Consider the following 19,388-nt stretch of genomic DNA (forward strand, 5'->3'; position numbering starts at 1 on the left):
GCTTAACCAAACCTTGGCATGTCGCGGTACAAGGTGAACCTACGTTGAACGTAGGTCCTCGCCCCCATGGCAATATTTAAGAAATCGGTAAGCTCGCTGCTCCTGACGTTGATGGCCCTGCTGGCCATCGGCGCGCTGGCCTCGACCGCGTTCCAGATGGCGGGGGCGTTCGGCCGCTACAGCGAGAGTCTCGAGACCGAGCGGCTTGCCGCGGCCGACAAGGCGATCTTCCATGGCGTGCTCGCGCTGCGCAACAATCGCGGCGACGCCCAGAGCGCGCTGCTCGGCGAGGATGATCCACGTGCCAAGCTCGGCGCCGCCGAGAAGGCCGAGCAGGGCGGCTACGACGGCATCAGTGCCGCGCTCGCGACCGTGGACTTCGCGCGTCGCGACGAACTTGCCAATACGTTGAAGCAGCGCTGGAATGATGCCTCGCCGCAATTCCAGCTGTTCTACGACGAGGCCAAGCGTCCGCGCGCCGAGCGCAAGATCGAGCGGACCAATTCCTGGTACGATGCCGTCACCAAGGTGATCGACACCGCGAACCTCGCCTCCACCGCGGTGTCGAACCGCGCCTGGATGAACGATCCCTATATCGCGCGCATGATCCAGGTGCGCCGCTTCGCCTGGCAGGTCCGCGATCGCTATGGCATTCATTGCTCGTCGCTCCGCTCGAATGTCAACGGCAGCAAGCCGCTCGACGACGCCCAGAAGCGGTCGGTGGCGCAATGGGACGGCACCATCACCTCCGGCTGGGCAGGCATGGCCGAGCTGCTGGCTGCGCCCGACGCACCGGCGGAACTGGTGACGGCAGCGTCGGACGCCAAAGCCAAGACCGATGGCGTCCTCAAGCAGATCAACGAACTCACCAGGAATTTCGACGGTAGCGGCAAGCCGGCAATGCCCCCCGCGGAATGGAACACGTTGTGCCAGTCGCCCTTTGCGCCCATCGTCGCGGTCGCCAACAAGGCCCTCGACCAGTCGATCGCGCGTGCCGAGTCCGTCCAGCAGAAGGCCCTCATCAACCTGATCGTGCAGTCGTTCGCGTTCCTGCTCGCGCTGGCCGTGACGTTGGCCGGCGTGTTCGTGGTGCGCAATCGCCTGATGCGTCCGGTTCGCGCCATTCTCGACGCCATCGCCCGTATCAGCGCCCGCGACTATGCGACGCCGGTGCCGCAATCCCGGCATCCCGACGAATTCGGCACCATGGCTGCGGCACTCGAAAGCCTGCGCGAGAGCGCGGCGACGGCCGAGCGCCTGGGTCGGGAGCGCGAATCGCAGCAGGCCTTGCAACTGGCCCGCTCCGGGACCGTCGACGAAGCCTGCCGCAGTTTTGACGACACCGTGCAGGCGGTCATCCAGAGTGTCGTGGCCTCGACGCGGGAGCTCGATGCCACGGCAACCGGCGTGCGCTCGCTGGTCTCGCAATCGAGCAGCCAGACCTCCGCGGTTTCGTCCGCCGCCGAACAGGCCACCAACAATCTCGAGACCATCGCGGCGGCGACCGAAGAGCTATCCGCTTCCGTCGGCGAGATCTCCGCGCAGGTGCAGTCCAGCGCCCGCGAAGCGCGTGAGGCAGTATCGCAGGCCGAAAGGACCAACGCGACGGTCGAGATCCTCGACCAGACCGCAGGCCGCATCAGCGAAGTCGTGAAGATGATTCACGCCATCGCCGGTCAAACCAATCTTCTCGCACTGAATGCCACCATCGAGGCCGCACGCGCGGGCGAAGCCGGTCGCGGCTTTGCCGTGGTCGCCGGCGAGGTCAAGAGCCTTGCGGCGCAGACGGCGACCGCCACGGAGGAAATCTCGCGCCAGGTCGAGGAGATCCAGGGCGCGACCGGCCAGGCGGTTGCAGCGATCCGCTCGATCGGCGGTTCGATCAGCGGCATCGACGAGAAGATGACGGCGATTGCAGCCGCCGTCGAGCAGCAGCGCGCGGCCACCACCGAGATCTCACGCAACTTTCAGCAGGCCGCCCAGGGCACCCGCGAAGTCACCGACACCATCGGCAGCGTCGCCAGGCTCAATCAGGAGACCGGCAACGCCGGAACGGTTTTGTCGGAATCCGTCAAGAAGATGTCGGCCGACGCCGACCGTCTCCGCGTCGCGGTCGAGGGCTTCCTGGGTGCGGTGAAGACCGCGTAGTCTCGCCTCATTCCTGCATCCTGACGTCGTGCGTTCGGCATTGCCGCCGGTTCGCGCGGCGGCTACATCTGTGCCGCCTCGCGTTGTGAGCGCGGCGACAGACGCAAGACATATCAGGGATGGAGAGTTCGATGCCGGTCACCCCCCACAAGGCCCAGCGCCCCTATCGCGGCGTGTTCCCGGTCGTGCCCACCATCTTCGACGAGCGCGGCGAGCTCGACCTCGAGGGGCAGCGCCGCTGCATCGATTTCATGATCGATGCCGGCTCGAACGGCCTCTGCATCCTCGCCAATTTCTCCGAGCAGTTCGTGCTCACCGACGCCGAGCGCGAAACCGTGATGCATGCGGTGCTGGAGCATGTCGCGGACCGGGTTCCCGTGATCGTCACCACCACGCATTTCAGCTCGGCCGTCTGCGCTGCGCGCAGTCAACAGGCCGAAGCCGCGGGTGCCGCCATGGTGATGGTGATGCCGCCCTATCACGGCGCGACCTTCCGGGTGCCTGAGAAGGGCATCGTCGAATTCTTCAAGGTGCTGTCGGGCGCCATCACCATTCCGATCATGATTCAGGATGCGCCGGTCGCGGGCACGCCGTTGTCGGTCGAGCTGCTGGCGCGGCTGGCGCGCGACCTCACCAACATCCGTTACTTCAAGATTGAGGTGCCGGGCGCGGCCTCAAAGCTTCGCAGCCTGATCGAGGCGGGCGGCAAGGACATCGAGGGCCCGTGGGACGGCGAGGAGGCGATCACGCTGCTGGCCGATCTCGATGCCGGCGCCACCGGCGCGATGACCGGCGGCGGCTATCCCGACGGCATCCGCCAGATCGTCGATCCCTATTTCGCCGGCGACCGCGAGAAAGCGAAGGCCGCCTATGAGCGCTGGTTGCCGCTGATCAATTACGAGAACCGTCAATGCGGCCTGATTGCCTGCAAGGCGATGATGCAGGCCGGCGGCGTGATCAAGTCGGACGCGGTGAGGCATCCGCTCCAGCCGCTGCATCCGGCGACGAAAGCGGGCCTGCTGGAGCTGGCGAAAGAGCGCGACGCGCTGGCGCTGCGGTGGGGGAAGTAAGCCCCACTGTCGTCCCGGACAAGCGCGCCCTAAGCGCGCGCCGATCCGGGACCCATAGCCACAGGGAGAAGTGTGGCGAAGACTTGGAGTCGGCAGCTCGTTTCATAACCTCTCCCTGTGGCTATGGGTCCCGGCCCCCCGTGCGCAATTGCGCACTAGGCCGGGACGACACGGAGGGTGAGGTGCGCGCTCGCCTCATCTCATCGGCCCATTTCGCCTGGAGGCGTCGAATTAGCGCGGTTCGGGCCGTTTCCCGCAGCCCTGCGATGAAGTAGGGTACGTTCGCCAACCAGGCCCCGCGGAGCATCTCGAGACATCGTGTAACACCTCTTCATAATGCCGTTATCCCGAGCCAGGTTGGCGCGAACCGACAGAACAGGGAGGCAGTGCCATGACGATGAGGCCGGATCCCACATTTCACGCATCGCCCCGGCTTGCGATGGAAGCACCTGCGGAGAACTTCGCCTACACGTTGCTGCTCAGTCCGGATTTCTCGAAGCCGGATGCTCTTGCGGTCATCGACGTCAAGCCGGGATCGCCGACCTACAGCCAGATCGTCCACACCGTGACGATGCCCAACAAGGGCGATGAGTTTCACCACTTCGGCTGGAATGCCTGCTCTTCCGCTCTGTCGCCGCTCACCGGCCATGCCTTCATCGAGCGGCGCTATCTCATCATCCCCGGGCTGCGCTCCTCGCGGATCTACATCATCGATACCAAGCCCGATCCGACCAAGGCCAAGATCCACAAGATCATCGAGCCCGAGGAAGTCTTCAAGAAGACCGGCTACTCGCGGCCGCACACCATCCATTGCGGGCCGGACGGTATTTACGTGAGCACGCTGGGTGGCGGCGGCAAGGACGGCACCAACGGGCCTCCAGGCGTCTTCATCATGGATTGCGAGACGTTCGAGGTCCTTGGACGATGGGAGATCGACCGCGGTCCGCAGACGCTGCATTATGACTTCTGGTGGAATCTGCCGCGCGATTACATGGTGACGAGCGAATGGGCCTTGCCGCCGCAGTTCGAGAACGGGATCGTCCCGGAGGATCTGCTTGCGAATAAGTATGGCCATCGTCTCCATTTCTGGGATCTCCGCGCCCGGCGCAACGTGCAGACCATCGACCTTGGCGCCAATCATCAGATGGCGCTGGAGGTGCGGCCTGCGCACGATCCGGTTCGCGAATACGGCTTCGTGGGCATCGTGGTCGACACCACCAATCTCGAAGCATCGATCTGGACCTGGTGGCGCGAAGGCGGGAAATTCCATGCCGAGAAGACGGCAACGATCCCGCCCGAGCCTGCGCCAAAGGAGAAGCTCCCGCCGCTGCTGCAGGGATTTGGCGCCGTGCCGCCGCTGGTGACCGACATCGACCTGTCGATGGATGACCGGTTTCTCTATGTGTCGTGCTGGGGCACCGGTGAAATGCGCCAGTACGACGTCACCGATCCCAGAAAGCCGAAGCTTGCGGGCTCCGTCCACATCGGCGGCATCGCACGCCGTACAGCGCATCCGAATGGCAAGTCCTTTGCGGCCGGCCCGCAAATGGTCGAGATCAGCCGCGACGGCAGGCGGGTGTACTGGACCAATTCGCTCTATTCCACCTGGGACGACCAGTTCTATCCCGATGGGGTTCCGGGCGTGGAGGTCATGGCCAATGTCGGTCGCAACGGCGGCCTCGAGCTCGACAAGGACTATTTCGTGAGCTTCCCGGACGGCTATCGTGCGCACCAGATCAGGCTGGAGGGCGGCGATTGTTCGACGGACTCCTTTTGCTACCCGTCGGTCTAGATGGTGGGCACGCGAGCCCGGCGCTTGGCTGGCTGTGGCTCGCTCTTGTTGCGAGCGGCCTCTATCACGGAGTCAATCCGGGGATGGGATGGCCGCTCGCCGTTTCGGCCGGACTCATGGACAAGAACCCGCGCGCGCTCTTTCGTGCGTTGTGGGCCCTGTCGTCCGGGCATCTCCTGGCAACATTTCTCGTGCTGCTGCCATTCGCGTTCCTGCTCGTGCTGGCCGAGTGGCAGCGTTCGATCCAGACAGGCGCGAGCCTTCTCGTCATCGGCTTCGGCGTTTATCGACTGATCGCGCAGCGTCATCCCCGCACGCTGGCACGAATTCCGCCGACGCAATTGGCGCTCTGGTCATTTGCCGTCGCCATTGCTCACGGCGCCGCCTTGATGCTCGTGCCGATCTATCTCGGGCTCTGCCAGGCCTTCGAATTCGATGCCGGCCATGAGGCGGCGGGCGCGCTGATGAAGACAAGTCTCGGGATGGCGGTGCTGGTGTCCCTGGTGCACGTTGCCGCCATGGTCGGCGCCGGCGGATGTCTGGCGTGGCTGGTCTACCGCCATCTTGGATTGAGGTTCGTCTCGCGAAGCTGGTTCAATCTGGATGCAGTCTGGGCGGCCAGCCTCGTTCTGGTTGGCGCGGTGGCGCTCGCCTTGAATCTTGCGAGCTGGCGCTGAGGTCTATCGCGCCAGAGGCCACTCGTCGACGATGTGGAATCTTGCCGACGCGTCGTCCTGCCGAAACAGCGCGATGCGGTCGATCGTCAGCGTCCCGATCCCCAGCGTCGCAAATCTCGCCCGCAGCATCTCCAGAATCGGCCCGCGCCGCTCCGCCTCCAGCCGTCCCGTCAGCGTCATGTGGAAGCGGAATTCTTCCATCACGTAGGGATAGCCCCAGCGGTCGAGATAATCGCGCTGCCGCTCGCTCAGCTTCTCGGGCCTGCGTCGCGCGCGATCTTCCGCCGACAGTGCGGCGCGAAACGAATCGAAGTCGCGAACGCAGTCCGCGGCGAGGCGCTGGAGCGCATCGACCGGCTCGGCCGGAATGACGGCGATGAAGCCGCTTATGGAATCGACGACAGGGCGGATCACGGGAAGTGGCCGCGCCTTGCCGGCGAATACCGCGCAGGCGGCCATCAGCTCCGCTTCGGTCCTGCCTGAGGCGAGGGCCATCGGCGCCTTCAGCGTGGCGTGAAAGCCGTATTTGCGGGGATCGGCGCTGATGTCGCGCCAGTCCGGCGCGACATGCAGTGCATCGTGCGGGAACGGCAATTCGTTGCCGGTGTAGACATCATAGCCGAGCAGCTCGGCGCCGAAACGGGAGAGCGCGGCGTCGCTGCCTGCGGCAAAATAGATCGCGTAGCGGGGAAAACCTGTCATCGGCTCAGCATAACCACTTTAGGCCGCGACGACAGCCTCGCGCGGCGCTGCCACAGTACTCAGCAGCCGCGTCGCATCGGTGAGATGCACGAGCTTGCCGCCCGAGATCACCGCGATCAGCCGTGGCCGCAGCTTCACGCTGTCGTCGACCAGCAGGATGTCGGCGCGACGGCCTTCCGCGAGCACGCCGCGATCGGCAAGGCCGGTGGCGCGCGCCGGGCCGGCCGAGACCAGGCTCCAGGCCTCGGTGAGCGGCAGCACGCCATCGGCGGCAAGCCGGAACGCGGCGAGCAGCTGAGCCGGATAATAATAGTCCGACGCCAGCACCGAGCAGAGCCCCTTGGCGATCATGTCGGAGGCCTTGGTCCAGCCGGTGTGGCTGCCGCCGCGCACGACGTTCGGCGCGCCGTAGACGATGGCATCGCCGTGACTTGCGGCCGCCCGCGCGGTCTCCTCGTTGATCGGAAATTCCGCGATGCTGGCGCCGAGCTCGCGAAACTGCTGGCGCATCGCCGGCGTCGCATCGTCGTGCGAGAGCATCCGCACCTCGGCCGCGCGGGCTGCGGCGGCCAGCCGGGCAACCGAAGCCGGCACGTCGGCCGCGCGCGCAATCACGCGATCGACCAGCCGGTCGAAATCCTCGGCGGACAGCCCGGTGCGCTCCACCATGCGGTTGCGCTTGCGCGGCTTGGCCATGTCGGCGACCGTGCCGTCCATATGGTCGTTGAAGGCGAACAGGTCGATGCGGCCTTCCGAGAGCCACAGGCTGATCTCGCCTTCGGCGTCGAGATTGTAGGTCTCGTGCCGCAGATGGAAGCGGGTGTCGGCGGCGAATTGCGGGCGCTGGCGTTCGATCGCTTCCATCAGGCCGCGCGCATTGTCACTGCTGCGCAGGCCCGGTTCCCAGGAGCAGGTGGTGGCGTGAAACACCGTGGTGATGCCGTTGCTGATCGCCTGACGGTCGCTGTCGGCGAGCGCGACGTCGATCGGAAAGTCGACGCCGGCGCGCGGCATCATCTGCCGCTCGAAAGCATCGCCATGCAGATCGACGATGCCGGGCAGCACCAGCAGGTTGCGGGCATCGATCGCCAGCCGCGCCCGGCCACGAGAGCCGCCAATCTCTGCAATATCCGTTCCGGAGACCAGCAGCGAGGTCTCGACGAGTTCGGCGCCGATCAGGGCCCGACCGCCTTCGAGGAAAATGTCTGTCACGCGACCGCGCTTCGTTTGCTGGTTGAGGGACTTGTCCGTGCTTCGTATGTCGCAAGAAAATCTTCAATCCCGAGCTTGCGGAAATCGGGCAGCGCTTCGCGCAAATTGTCGTGATCCCAGTCCCACCAGGCGAGCTTGGCAAGCCGCCCGGCGATCTCTTCCGAAAACCGCCGCCGCACGATGCGGGCCGGATTGCCGGCGACGATGGTATAGGCCGGCACGTCCTTGGTGACGATGGCGCCGGCCGCGATCACCGCGCCGGTGCCGATGTTGCGGCCCGGCAGCACGATCGCACCGTGCCCGATCCAAACGTCGTGGCCGATATGGACGTGATGTTGGCGTCGCCAGTCGAAGAACTCGGCATCGTCGCTCTCGCCTTCGAAATAGGCGCTGGAGCGATAGGTGAAATGCGCCTGGGTGGCGCGGTGCATCGGATGATTGCCGGGATTGATGCGCGTCATCGCCGCGATCGAGCAGAACTTTCCGATGGTCGTGTAGGTGATCTGGGAATCGTTCACGACATAGGAGTAATCGCCCATCGCGACATCGTGCAGGATCGTGCGGGCGCCGACCTCGGTATAGGCGCCGAGCCTGGCCTCGTGCAGCTTGGCGGAGGGGTCGATGGTCGGCTGAACCGAGAGAGCTTTGGCGGCCATGTTGCATCCGAGGCGCGAGGGCGGGCGTTCCTCTTCGAGCGGCTTGATGACGATGTCATGACATGACGATGACAGGGAATGACGTGTGGAGGATCGCCGCACTGCAATGCCGGTGTCACACAAGTGTCAAGCGCCGGCGTTAGCGGTGGACCCCAGCTAATCTGGAGCCCTGCATGCTGGTGGTGGAAGGTCTGACGTGTCGCTTCGGCGCGAAAGCCGCGGTGGACGACGCTTCATTTCAAATTTCCCCCGGCGGTTTCGTCGGTGTGATCGGGCGCTCCGGCGCCGGCAAGTCGACCATGCTGCGCATGATCAATCGTCTCGCGACGCCGACGCAGGGCCGCATCCTGTTCGACGGCATCGACGTCACCGCGCTGCGGGGCAAGGAATTGCGGCAGTGGCGGGCGCGTTCCGCCATGATCTTCCAGCAGTTCAACTTGGTCGGCCGGCTCGATGTGCTCACCAACGTCCTGATGGGGCGCCTTGCGACGATGCCGGCCTGGCGCTCGCTGTCGCAGACTTGGCCGGAGCAGGACAAGGCGCTGGCGATGTCCGCGCTCGAGCAGTTCGACATCGCTTCGCTCGCCGCCCAGCGCGCCGACCAGCTCTCCGGCGGCCAGCAACAGCGCGTCGCGATCGCGCGCGCACTCGTGCAGCAGCCCGACATCATCCTCGCCGACGAGCCGATCGCATCGCTCGATCCGCGCAACACCAAGATCGTGATGGATGCGCTGCTGCGCATCAACAAGCATTTCGGCATCACCGTGCTCTGCAATCTGCATTCGCTCGATCTCGCCCGCAGCTATTGCGACCGCCTGATCGGCATGGCGCAGGGCCGCGTGGTGTTCGACGGCGCGCCGGCCGAGCTGACCGACCACGTCGCGCGCGAGCTCTACGATCTCGAAGCCGCGGACGTCATGGGTGGCGCGCCCGTACCGACGCCCGAGGGCATTCCCGAGCTTGGAACGGCGGCCGCCGCCTGAGCCCGCCAACCGTTTAGTTGCAGTTTTGCGTCAACCGACCCAACCGATGAAGAGGGTATCATGATCACTCGCAGATTGATTCTTGCCGGCGCTGCCGCGCTCGCGTTCACCTCGTCGGCTTTCGCCGAAGACTGGAAGACGAAATATCCCGAGCTGACGTTCGCCGTCGTGCCGGCCGAGAACGCCTCCGGCGTCACCGAGCGCTGGGCGCCGTTCGTGAGCTATCTCTCCAAGGAGCTGGGCGTGAAGGTCACGCTGCGCATCGCCAACGACTACGCCGCGGTCATCGAGGGCCAGCGCGCCGGCAACATCCATATTGCCAGCTACGGCTCGGCCTCGTTCGCCCGCGCCCGCCTGACCGGCGTCAAGACCGACGCCTTCGCCAACGACATCAACGCCGACGGCTCGACCGGCTATTATTCGGTGTTCTTCGTCAAGGCGAACAGCGCCTACAAGAGCATCGACCAGCTCAAGGGCAAGAATCTCGGCCTTGTCGACCCGAACTCGACCTCGGGCAACAACGTGCCGCGCTTCGAGCTCGACAAGATGGGCATCCACGATGCCGAGGGCTATTTCAGCAAGGTTGTCTTCACCGGCAGCCACGAGAACGCAATGCTGGCGCTGTCGCAGGGCACGGTCGACGTTGCCGCCAACCAGTGGACCAGCGACGGCGATTCCACGCTGGCGCAGATGCTGACCAAGGGCATGCTGAAGAATGCCGATGGCTCGGCGATGAAGAAGGACGACTTCCGCATCGTCCACAAGTCGGCGCCGATCATCAACGGCCCCTACGCCTACAATGCCGACCTGCCGGAAGAGGCCAAGGCAGCGATCGCCAAGGCGTTCTTCGACGCCCCTGCCAAGGACAAGGCCGCGTTCGACCGGCTCTCCGACGGCCAGAAGAAGGGCTTTCATCCCGCCACCACCAAGGACTGGGATGGCACGATCGAGCTGATCAAGTTCGTCGACGCGTTGCGTAAAAAGAAGGCGTCCTGAGTTTCGGGACGAGGCACCTGGAGCCGGGTCGATGGACCCGGCTCTTTCTTTGACGGGAACCCTTCTCAGGCCGATGACAACAGCGGTTTCGATCCTCCCCGAGCAGCAGCTTGCCGTGCTCAACGCCGCCTATCGCCAGGCGGTCGCGCGGCGGCGGCTTCGCGTTTTGGTCGGGGCCGCGATCTTTGCCGCGGCGCTGCTTCTCGCGGCAATCGGCGCGGAAGTGAATCTGCGCACGCTCTTCACCTATTTCGGCAACTTCCTCAGCTATTTCGACCGTATCTTCACGCTGGAGAACGGCCAGCGCGTCTGGACCGATGCCGGCGAGTGGTTCTGGGGCTGGCGCAAATGGCTGAGGATGCTCGGCGAGACGCTGCTGATCTCCTATGTCGGCACGCTGATCGGCGCGACCCTGGCATTTTGCCTGAACTTCTTCGCGGCCGAAAATACCTCGCCCGCACCGTGGCTGGGTTTCGTCGTCCGGCGCCTGCTCGAATTCGCCCGTACGGTTCCGGGCATCGTCTTCGCGCTGATCTTCGTGATCGCCTTCGGGCTCGGACCGATGGCCGGCGTGCTGGCGATCGCGATCCACTCCACCGGTGCGCTCGGCAAGCTGTTATCGGAAATCGTCGAGAATGCTGACATGAAGCCGGTCGAGGGTATCCGTTCGACCGGCGCGAGCTGGCTGTCCTGCATGCGCTTCGCAATCGTGCCGCAGGTGACCGCGGGCTATGCCAGCTACGCGCTGCTACGCTTCGAGATCAACGTCCGCGAAGCCTCCGTGATGGGCTTCGTCGGTGCTGGCGGCATCGGCCAGGAGCTCGTCGTTGCGATCCGCAAGTTCTACTACTCCGACGTCAGCGCGATCCTGTTGACCATCATCGTCACCGTGTTCATCATCGACATCAGCACCGGCTGGCTGCGCGGTCGCCTGTTCGGCAGGGAGGCCCGGACGTGACCAAGCCGCAAGCCGTCGATACGCGAGAGCTTCGCGCACGCTACCCCGATGTGTTCGATCGGCCGGCCTCGGCGCGGCTGGCCACACCGGCGATGATCATCGCAGCGTTCGCGATTCTCGTGTACGGCCTGGTCGACCTCGACTTCTCGCCGTCGCGCTTCTTCGCCGGTCTAAGCCAGCTCGGCTGGATCACCTTGATGATGATCCCGCCTGATCCAGGCTCGTCACTGCCGGTCTATCTGAAAGCGCTCGGCGAGACGCTGTCGATCGCGCTGCTCGGCACCACGCTCGCGGCTGTCTTCGCGTTGCCGGTCAGCCTGCTGGCCGCGCGCAACGTGGTGCCGTCGAAGCTGCTGCGCTTTCCTGTCCGGCGCTTCCTGGATTCGATCCGCGGCGTCGATACGCTGATCTGGGCACTGGTGTGGATCAACGTCGTCGGGCTCGGCCCGTTCGCCGGCGTGCTCGCCATCGCGGTGTCGGATTTCGGCGCCTTCGGCAAGCTGTTCTCCGAGGCGATCGAGGGCGCCGACCAGAAGCAGGTCGAAGGCATCCGCGCTTCCGGCGGCAGTGCGCTGCACGAGATCCGCTTCGGCCTGCTGCCACAGGTGCTCCCTGTCATCGCCGGCCAGGTGCTTTATTTCATCGAATCCAACACCCGCTCGGCCACTATCATCGGCATCGTCGGCGCCGGCGGCATCGGCCTTCAGCTGGCCGAGCAGATCCGCGTGCTGGAATGGCAGAAAGTGTCGTTCCTGATCCTGATGACCCTGGTCGCGGTCGCCGCGATCGATTTCATCTCGGGCAAGCTCCGCTTTGCGATCATTGGGCGCAGGGCGGTCGCCTGATCGACGGTGCCGTAGTGCCGTAGGGTGGGCAAAGCGCAGCGTGCCCACGAATTTTCTCCGACATGATAAAGATCCTGGGCACGGCGCAAGTGCGCCTTTGCCCACCCTACGGGACCGGTGTCGCCGAGCGAGTGCCCTACGACTCCACCAGAAACTCAACCCGCTCCGCCGCAAAACGCGAATGCTTGGTCATCAGCGGCTTGCCCTCGAGATCATGGTCGGTCGCGTCGACCACCAGGATCGGGCGTCCGAGCGGCAGATCGAGCCGGGCGGCGTCGGTGGCGTCTACGATGCCGGCCGTGATCCTCGTTGCGCCGCGGCGATAGTCGCGCACGCCGTAATGTTCCAGCAGCTTCGTCATCGAGCGCGTCGCCGCGAACACGGCGCCGGCGCCAGGAAACAAGTCCGCAGACAGCCAGGTGGTGGAGACGCAGATCGGCGTGCGGTCGGCCAGCCTGATCGCCTCGATCCGCACCAGCGGCGCGCCGGCCTTCAAGCCGAGCTCGCGCGCCAGCTCACGGGTCGCGACATCGTCGGTCGCCTCGATCAACTGCCCGCGCGGCTCGCGGCCGCCGGCGCCGACGATCTCGGAGAAGCGGGTGCGCGAGCGCAGGGGATAAGCGAGCTTCTGCGCCTCGACATAGGTTCCGCTGCCGCGCTCGGCACGCACCAGGCCGCGCTCGGCAAGCGCTGCCAGCGCGCGCCGCACGGTGTGGCGGTTCACCCGATAGGTTTCGGCGATCTCCATCTCGCCCGGCAATTTGTCGCCGGCCGCGAAACGGCCGTCGGCAATGCCGCGCTCAATGCCGTCGGCAACGAGGCGCCATAGCGCGACGCCCGAGGAGGCGGTGTCCTGCATGCTCATGTCGCGGCAACCTACTCCAGAGATCACAGCTTTGTCACGAAACAGTCATGGCGCTCCCTTATGAAGTTGTCTATTATCATAGACAACTTCGAAGCGGCAAGTTGATCGGAAGGTTCATTGGATCAGGTGACCCAGCACAGCAACCAGCAAGCCCAGCGCCAGGCCGCCATGGCCGTGCTGGCGCACGCGGAGGCGGGCGAGATCGCCGCCCGCCTCCGCGACTTCGTCCTGCCGGCCCATCAGGATTTGCGCGCGCCCGAAAACGGCCTCGTCATGCTGCGCGGCAGGGTCGGTGGCGACGGCGCGCCGTTCAATCTCGGCGAAGCGACGGTGTCGCGCGCCGCGGTGCGGCTGGCGAGCGGCGAGGTCGGGTTCGGCTACACGCTCGGGCGCGACGGCGAGAAGGCGCGGCTGATCGCGCTGTGCGACGCACTGGGACAGTCCCGGGATTTTGGCTTGGCGGTGGAGCGGGACGTTATCGCGCCGTTGCGTGAGCAGCTTATGATTCGCCGCAAGCAGGCGGCGGCGGAGACCGCCGCGACGAAGGTTGATTTCTACACCATGGTGCGCGGTGAGGGGTGAGATCATGACGACGATTGCGGAATTGCCGCCCGGCTTCGTCGACAAGGTGCTGTCGGCGCAATCGACCTTTCGCTCGGTGATGGACGCGATGGCGCGGCCCGGCTCGGTCCGGCGCATCGTGCCGGGAGCGGGGACGCCTGACAGGATGATGCGCGGCACCGCCGCGATCGCGCTGACGCTGTTCGACCACGACACGCCGCTCTGGCTCGACGCGCGGATGGCGGAAAGCCTGGAATTGGTGAAATGGCTGAAATTCCACACCGGCGCACCGGTGGTGCAGGATTCCTCGATTGCGAGTTTTGCGCTGATCAGTGACGGCGGTGCGCTGCCGCAGCTCGAACGCTTCGCACTCGGCACCAGCGAATATCCGGACCGGTCCACCACATTGATCCTGCAGGTCGACAGCCTCGAAGCAGGGCGCAGTTTCGAGCTGCGCGGCCCCGGTATCGACGGCGTCGCGATGCTCAATGCGTCGGTCAAGCCGTTCGATCTGTTCGAGCGCCTGCATGTCAACGAGGCGCTGTTTCCGCGCGGCATCGATGTGGTGCTGGTCGCCGATGACGCATTGGTCGCGATCCCCCGCACCACGCGCATCGTGAGCAAGGGAAGCTAGAAGCATGTATGTCGCAGTCAAGGGCGGCGAACGCGCCATCGAGAACGCCCATCGCCTGCTCGCAGACAAGCGGCGCGGCGACCAGAACGTTCCGGAGGTCACGCTCGACCAGATCTCGGAACAGCTTGGGCTCGCGGTGGACCGCGTCATGAGCGAAGGTTCGCTCTACGACCGCGAGCTCGCAGCGCTGGCGATCAAGCAGGCGCGCGGCGACCTGATCGAGGCGATCTTCCTGGTTCGCGCCTTCCGCGCCACCCTGCCCCGTTTCGGTGCGAGTGAGCCGGTCGACACCGGTGCCATGCGGGTACAGCGGCGGGTGTCGTCGACCTTCAAGGACATTCCGGGCGGCCAGATCCTCGGGCCGACCTTCGATTACACCCACCGCCTGCTCGATTCCGCGCTCGCGCAAGGCTTCGTGCCGGAGGCGCCCGCAACGGCTGATGCGTCCACGGCGCCGACGCCGCGTGTGACCGACATTCTCGGCCGCGATGGCTTGATCGAATCCTCACCGCAGGCCGAGGACGGCGCCAGCGTCGGCGATCTCACCCGCGAGCCGCTGAATTTTCCGGCGGATCGTGATTTGCGTCTGCAAAACCTCGCGCGCGGCGACGAGGGCTTCCTGCTGGCGATGGGCTATTCCACCCAGCGCGGCTATGGCCGCAACCATCCCTTCGCCGGCGAGATCCGCTTCGGCGAGGTCGAGGTGGAGTTCCTAGCGGAGGATGTCGGCTTCGCCGTGCCGCTCGGCTCGATCGAGCTCACCGAATGCCAGATGGTCAACCAGTTCAAGGGCTCTGCGACCGAAGCGCCGTGCTTCACCCGCGGCTATGGCCTCGCCTTCGGTCAGAGCGAGCGCAAGACCATGTCGATGGCGCTGGTCGATCGCGCGCTGCGCGCCCGCGAACTCGGCGAGGAAGCCCTGGCACCGGCGCAAGATGAAGAATTCGTGATGTCGCATTCGGACAACGTGCAGGCCACCGGCTTCGTCGAGCATCTGAAGCTGCCGCATTACGTCGACTTCCAGTCCGAGCTCGGCCTGCTCCGCAAACTGCGCAAGGAATTCACCGATGCCCAGGCGCCTGGCGCCATGAAGGAGGCCGCGGAATGAACGCGCCCGCCTACAACTTCGCCTATCTCGACGAGCAGACCAAGCGAATGATCCGCCGCGCCATCCTGAAGGCGATCGCGATTCCCGGCTATCAGGTGCCGTTCGCCAGCCGCGAGATGCCGATGCCCTATGGCTGGGGCACCGGCGGCGTGCAGGTCACCGCCGCGATCCTCGGTCCTGCCGACGTGTTGAAGGTGATCGACCAGGGTTCCGACGACACCACCAACGCAATCTCGATCCGCAAATTCTTCGCCAAGACCGCCGGCGTCGCCACCACCACGGCGACCGAAGATGCGACCGTGATCCAGACCCGCCACCGCATCCCCGAGACGGCGCTGAGCGAGAATCAGGTGCTGGTCTATCAGGTGCCGATTCCGGAGCCGCTGCGTTTCCTCGAGCCGCGCGAGACCGAGACGCGGCGCATGCACGCGCTCGCCGAATACGGCCTGATGCATGTGAAGCTCTATGAGGACATCGCCCGCTTCGGCCATATCGCCACCGCTTACGCCTATCCGGTCAAGGTCAACGCGCGCTACGTGATGGATCCGTCGCCGACGCCGAAGTTCGACAATCCCAAGATGGACAATTGTCCGGCGCTGCAATTGTTCGGTGCCGGCCGCGAGAAGCGCATCTATGCGATCCCGCCCTACACGAAAGTGGTGTCGCTCGATTTCGAGGACCACCCGTTCGAGCCCTACCGTTTCAACGCGCCCTGCGCGCTGTGCGGCGCGGAGAACTCCTACCTCGACGAGATCGTCACCGACGACAAGGGTAGCCGCATGTTCGTCTGCTCCGACACCGACTATTGCGAGGGCCGCCAGGCCGCCGGCCACCACGGCAGCGAAAGTGCCGCGCCGTACAAGGAGAAGGCGCAAGGAGGCACAAATGGTTGATCAGGCCGCGCTCGAAAACGACCACCCGCTGCTGGTCGCGACCTCCCTCAGCAAATCCTTCGGTCGCATCGCGGCGTGCCGTGACGTCTCTTTTGCGCTCTATCCCGGCGAGGTGCTGGCGATCGTCGGCGAATCAGGTTCGGGCAAGTCGACGCTGCTGCAACTCCTGTCGGGCCAGCTCGCAGCGAGTGCCGGCCACGTTTCCTACCGCATGCGCGACGGCGTCGCCCGCGATCTTGCTACGCTCGGCGAAGCCGAGCGGCGTTTCCTGTATCGTACCGACTGGGGCTTCGTTCATCAGGATCCCGCCCAGGGCCTGCGCATGGCGGTCTCGGCCGGCGCCAATGTCGGCGAACGGCTGATGGCGGTGGGCTGGAATCACTATGGCCGGATCCGCGAGACCGCCTCCGACTGGCTCACGCGCGTCGAGATCGACACCGCGCGCATCGACGATGCACCGCGGACGTATTCCGGCGGCATGCGGCAGCGGCTCCAGATTGCGCGCAATCTCGTTACCGAGCCGCGGCTGGTGTTCATGGACGAGCCGACCGGCGGCCTCGACGTGTCCGTGCAGGCGCGCCTGCTCGACCTCCTGCGCAGCCTCGTCGCCGAGCTGAATCTTGCCGTCGTCATCGTCACCCACGATCTCGCGGTGGCGCGGCTGTTGTCGCACCGTGTGATGGTGATGAAGGGCGGTCGCGTCATCGAGACCGGTCTCACCGACCAGGTCCTCGACGATCCCCGCGAGCCCTATACGCAGCTCCTCGTCTCCTCGATTCTGCCGCCATGAACTTTACAATACGAGATTTCATATGACCGCTATGATCGACGTCACTGACGCCAAGAAGACCTTCACGATGCACCTGCAGGGTGGTATCGAACTGCCCGTTGTCAGCGGCGTGACCTTCCAGGTCAGTCCGGGCGAATGCGTCGTGCTCTCGGGCCCATCAGGCGCCGGCAAATCGTCGATCCTGAAGATGATCTTCGGCAATTACCGCTGCGATAGCGGGCGCATCGGCATCCGCCACCGCGGCGCGCTGATCGATCTTGCCTCTGCCGAGCCGCGCCAGGTCCTCAACGTCCGCCGCTCCACCATCGGCTATGTCAGCCAGTTCCTGCGCGCGGTGCCGCGCGTGGCCACCATCGACGTCGTCGCGGAGCCGCTGATCGTGAACGGCATGGCTCGCATTGATGCGCAGGCCCGCGCCGGCGAGTTGCTGCACCGCCTCAATATCCCCGAGCGGCTCTGGCAGCTTCCGCCCGCAACCTTCTCCGGCGGCGAGCAGCAGCGCGTCAACATCGCGCGCGGCTTCATCTCGGACCTGCCGATCCTGCTGCTGGACGAGCCGACCGCTTCGCTCGACGCCGCCAACCGCGCGGTGGTGGTCGAGCTGGTGTCCGAGAAGAAACGCCGGGGCACAGCCATGGTCGCCATTGTCCATGACGACGAAATCCGCCATCTGATTGCCGACCGTATCGTCGACGTCACCAGCTTCGCCGCCGCGGCCTGAGGGACATGGAAATGAACGTCAAGCCGAAGGACATTGTGATCGCCAACGCCAGGATCGTGCTGGCGGACCGGGTGATCGAGCAGGGCTGGCTCGCTCTTGCCGACGGACGCATCGCCGAGATCGGCGAGGGCAGGGCGCCTGCGGGTGCCGAGGATGCCGGCGGCGACCTCATCATGCCCGGCCTGATCGAGCTGCACACCGACCATCTCGAAGCGCATTACGTGCCGCGGCCAAAAGTTTTCTGGAATCCGGTCGCGGCCGTGATCTCCTATGACGGCCAGCTCGCGACTTCAGGCATCACCACCGTGTTCGACTCGCTCCGGGTCTGGCGCGAGGACGGCGCCGAGGAGGTCGACGGCCGCGCCGGCGTGCTCGCCGCCGCGATCACGACCGCGCGCGATGCCAGCCTGCTCCGCGCCGACCATTTCCTGCATTTGCGCTGCGAAATTCCGATGCCGAGCGTGGTCGAGGAGGCCAAGGAGCTGATCGACCGTCCCGACGTCAAGCTGATGTCGCTGATGGATCACACCCCCGGCCAGCGCCAGTTCCGCGACGAGGTCAAGCTGCGCGACTATTACCGCGGCAAGGGCGGCGGCAAGACCGATGCCGAGCTCGACGAGCTGTTCGCCAAGCGCTTCGAGTATCAGAAGAAATATGCAGCCGCGAACATGCGCGAGATCGTGTCTCTGGCGCATTCGCATAAGATTCCGCTGGCGAGCCACGATGACACCACCGAGGAGAACGTCGCCGACGCCGTGCGCGACCGTGTCTCCGTGGCAGAATTCCCGACCACGCTGGAGGCCGCGCGCGGCCTGCACGAGGCCGGCATCGACATCCTGATGGGCGCGCCGAACGTGGTGCGCGGCGGCTCGCACTCCGGCAACATCGCCGCGGTCGATCTTGCCCGTGAAGGCCTGCTCGATATCCTGTCGTCGGACTACATTCCGTCGAGCCTCCTGATGGGGGCGCTGCAATTGCCCGAGCATGTCCCCGCCATCGGCCTTCCCGCGGCGATCCGCACCGTGACCAAGGCGCCCGCCGAGGCGGTGGGCCTCACCGACCGCGGCGAGGTCGCGATCGGCAAGCGCGCCGACCTCATTCGTGTGCATGTCGCAGGCCAGGTCCCCGTAGTCCGCAGCGTCTGGCGCGAAGGAAGCCGCGTCGCATGAGCGAGACAGCGACCATGGCGGACGGGCAGGCCGGCGCGATCGGCCCCGGCCGGCTCGTGCTGGTTGTTGGCCCCAGCGGTGCCGGCAAGGACACGCTGCTGCGGCTGGCGCAGGCGGCCTGCGCTGACGATCATGACATTGTCTTTCCGCGCCGAATCGTGACGCGTGAATCCTCCGCCGACGAAGACAATGTCGCGCTCGGTCCCGACGAATTCCGCCGCGCCTGCGAGCATGGCGATTTCGCCGTGCATTGGGACGCGCACGGGCATTCCTATGCCCTGCCGCTAGACATCAACGACGATATCCGCGCCGGCCGCACGGTCGTCGCCAACGTTTCGCGCACGGTGATCGGCACGCTGCGCCAGACCTATGCTGACGTCGTGGTGGTCGCGATCACGGCACCTCCGGACGTGCTGGCCGCGCGGCTGGCCGCAAGGGCGCGGCAGAGCGACGGCAACATCGCCGAACGCCTCACCCGCAGCGTCGACGACAGGTCGGCGCAGGCGGATGTCACCATCCTCAATGCCGGGAGCGCGGAGTATCACGCCCGCCAGCTGGTGCGCGTGATCAGGAACGACGGCTGGCAGGATTAGCCGCCACAGCAGGGA

20 protein-coding genes are annotated in these 19,388 nt (G+C 65.5%); 16 read left to right on the forward strand and 4 right to left on the reverse strand.

What is annotated here, in order from left to right; translation table 11 throughout:
- Positions 1–66 precede the first annotated feature (66 nt).
- The 4 genes from C7G42_RS04240 to C7G42_RS04255 all read left to right on the forward strand — a co-directional run bounded on the left by C7G42_RS04240 (position 67) and on the right by C7G42_RS04255 (position 5,687).
- A complete protein-coding gene (locus C7G42_RS04240; RefSeq protein ID WP_106947795.1) occupies positions 67–2,148 on the forward strand; it encodes a methyl-accepting chemotaxis protein in 2,082 nt (693 codons plus the stop codon).
- Between the two features lie 131 nt (positions 2,149–2,279).
- The gene (locus C7G42_RS04245; protein WP_106948845.1) at positions 2,280–3,218 is read left to right on the forward strand and encodes a dihydrodipicolinate synthase family protein; all 939 of its coding nucleotides are present in this window, start codon (positions 2,280–2,282) and stop codon (positions 3,216–3,218) included.
- A gap of 391 nt (positions 3,219–3,609) precedes the next feature.
- Entirely contained in the window at positions 3,610–5,010 is a 1,401-nt protein-coding gene (locus C7G42_RS04250) for a selenium-binding protein SBP56-related protein (RefSeq protein ID WP_106947796.1), read from the forward strand.
- 83 nt (positions 5,011–5,093) lie between these two features.
- The gene (locus tag C7G42_RS04255; RefSeq protein WP_106947797.1) at positions 5,094–5,687 is read left to right on the forward strand and encodes a hypothetical protein; all 594 of its coding nucleotides are present in this window, start codon (positions 5,094–5,096) and stop codon (positions 5,685–5,687) included.
- A 3-nt stretch (positions 5,688–5,690) separates the two neighbouring features.
- On the opposite strand, the gene C7G42_RS04260 is transcribed toward C7G42_RS04255, so the two are convergent.
- Genes C7G42_RS04260 through C7G42_RS04270 form a run of 3 tightly spaced genes read right to left on the reverse strand, consistent with a single transcriptional unit; the run spans position 5,691 to position 8,257 of the window.
- Positions 5,691–6,389, reverse strand: a complete 699-nt coding sequence (locus tag C7G42_RS04260) for a DUF1045 domain-containing protein (protein ID WP_106947798.1) — start codon at positions 6,387–6,389, stop codon at positions 5,691–5,693.
- A gap of 18 nt (positions 6,390–6,407) precedes the next feature.
- Positions 6,408–7,601: an alpha-D-ribose 1-methylphosphonate 5-triphosphate diphosphatase gene (locus C7G42_RS04265; RefSeq protein ID WP_106947799.1), complete on the reverse strand. Its 1,194-nt coding sequence runs from the start codon at positions 7,599–7,601 to the stop codon at positions 6,408–6,410.
- On the reverse strand, positions 7,598–8,257 hold the full coding sequence (locus C7G42_RS04270) for a transferase hexapeptide repeat family protein (RefSeq protein ID WP_199580643.1): 660 nt from the start codon (positions 8,255–8,257) through the stop codon (positions 7,598–7,600). The genes C7G42_RS04265 and C7G42_RS04270 overlap by 4 nt, the downstream gene beginning before the upstream one ends.
- Before the next feature lie 173 nt (positions 8,258–8,430).
- Between C7G42_RS04270 and phnC the strand changes: the two genes are divergently transcribed.
- The 4 genes from phnC (at position 8,431) to phnE (C7G42_RS04290) (ending at position 12,039) form a co-directional block, all read left to right on the forward strand.
- The gene (phnC, locus tag C7G42_RS04275; protein ID WP_106947800.1) at positions 8,431–9,240 is read left to right on the forward strand and encodes a phosphonate ABC transporter ATP-binding protein; all 810 of its coding nucleotides are present in this window, start codon (positions 8,431–8,433) and stop codon (positions 9,238–9,240) included.
- A 60-nt stretch (positions 9,241–9,300) separates the two neighbouring features.
- A complete protein-coding gene (gene phnD, locus C7G42_RS04280; RefSeq protein ID WP_106947801.1) occupies positions 9,301–10,236 on the forward strand; it encodes a phosphonate ABC transporter substrate-binding protein in 936 nt (311 codons plus the stop codon).
- A gap of 73 nt (positions 10,237–10,309) precedes the next feature.
- On the forward strand, positions 10,310–11,194 hold the full coding sequence (gene phnE / locus C7G42_RS04285) for a phosphonate ABC transporter, permease protein PhnE (RefSeq protein WP_106947802.1): 885 nt from the start codon (positions 10,310–10,312) through the stop codon (positions 11,192–11,194).
- Positions 11,191–12,039: a phosphonate ABC transporter, permease protein PhnE gene (gene phnE / locus C7G42_RS04290; RefSeq protein WP_106947803.1), complete on the forward strand. Its 849-nt coding sequence runs from the start codon at positions 11,191–11,193 to the stop codon at positions 12,037–12,039. The genes phnE (C7G42_RS04285) and phnE (C7G42_RS04290) overlap by 4 nt, the downstream gene beginning before the upstream one ends.
- 136 nt (positions 12,040–12,175) lie before the next feature.
- On the opposite strand, the gene phnF is transcribed toward phnE (C7G42_RS04290), so the two are convergent.
- Positions 12,176–12,904, reverse strand: coding sequence for a phosphonate metabolism transcriptional regulator PhnF (gene phnF, locus C7G42_RS04300; RefSeq protein WP_106947804.1), 729 nt, complete (start codon positions 12,902–12,904; stop codon positions 12,176–12,178).
- A 117-nt stretch (positions 12,905–13,021) separates the two neighbouring features.
- On the opposite strand from phnF, the gene phnG reads away from it, so the two are divergent.
- The 8 genes from phnG to phnN are packed head-to-tail and all read left to right on the forward strand — an operon-like array spanning position 13,022 to position 19,373.
- A complete protein-coding gene (gene phnG, locus C7G42_RS04305) occupies positions 13,022–13,486 on the forward strand; it encodes a phosphonate C-P lyase system protein PhnG (protein WP_106947805.1) in 465 nt (154 codons plus the stop codon).
- 4 nt (positions 13,487–13,490) lie between these two features.
- Positions 13,491–14,099 carry a phosphonate C-P lyase system protein PhnH gene (gene phnH / locus C7G42_RS04310; RefSeq protein ID WP_199580644.1) on the forward strand — a complete coding sequence of 203 codons (609 nt, stop codon included), beginning with the start codon at positions 13,491–13,493 and terminating at the stop codon, positions 14,097–14,099.
- Positions 14,100–14,103: 4 nt separating this feature from the next.
- The gene (locus C7G42_RS04315) at positions 14,104–15,207 is read left to right on the forward strand and encodes a carbon-phosphorus lyase complex subunit (RefSeq protein WP_106947807.1); all 1,104 of its coding nucleotides are present in this window, start codon (positions 14,104–14,106) and stop codon (positions 15,205–15,207) included.
- Positions 15,204–16,100: an alpha-D-ribose 1-methylphosphonate 5-phosphate C-P-lyase PhnJ gene (locus C7G42_RS04320; protein ID WP_106947808.1), complete on the forward strand. Its 897-nt coding sequence runs from the start codon at positions 15,204–15,206 to the stop codon at positions 16,098–16,100. Before C7G42_RS04315 ends, C7G42_RS04320 begins: the two co-directional genes overlap by 4 nt.
- Positions 16,093–16,890 carry a phosphonate C-P lyase system protein PhnK gene (phnK, locus tag C7G42_RS04325; RefSeq protein WP_106947809.1) on the forward strand — a complete coding sequence of 266 codons (798 nt, stop codon included), beginning with the start codon at positions 16,093–16,095 and terminating at the stop codon, positions 16,888–16,890. Before C7G42_RS04320 ends, phnK begins: the two co-directional genes overlap by 8 nt.
- A gap of 22 nt (positions 16,891–16,912) precedes the next feature.
- Positions 16,913–17,611 carry a phosphonate C-P lyase system protein PhnL gene (gene phnL, locus C7G42_RS04330; protein ID WP_106947810.1) on the forward strand — a complete coding sequence of 233 codons (699 nt, stop codon included), beginning with the start codon at positions 16,913–16,915 and terminating at the stop codon, positions 17,609–17,611.
- Between the two features lie 11 nt (positions 17,612–17,622).
- Positions 17,623–18,780, forward strand: coding sequence for an alpha-D-ribose 1-methylphosphonate 5-triphosphate diphosphatase (locus C7G42_RS04335; protein WP_106948847.1), 1,158 nt, complete (start codon positions 17,623–17,625; stop codon positions 18,778–18,780).
- Entirely contained in the window at positions 18,777–19,373 is a 597-nt protein-coding gene (gene phnN / locus C7G42_RS04340) for a phosphonate metabolism protein/1,5-bisphosphokinase (PRPP-forming) PhnN (RefSeq protein WP_106947811.1), read from the forward strand. The genes C7G42_RS04335 and phnN overlap by 4 nt, the downstream gene beginning before the upstream one ends.
- The last annotated feature ends 15 nt before the right edge of the window (positions 19,374–19,388 follow it).

This window comes from Bradyrhizobium sp. MOS003 (assembly GCF_003020125.1).
Classification (GTDB): domain Bacteria; phylum Pseudomonadota; class Alphaproteobacteria; order Rhizobiales; family Xanthobacteraceae; genus Bradyrhizobium.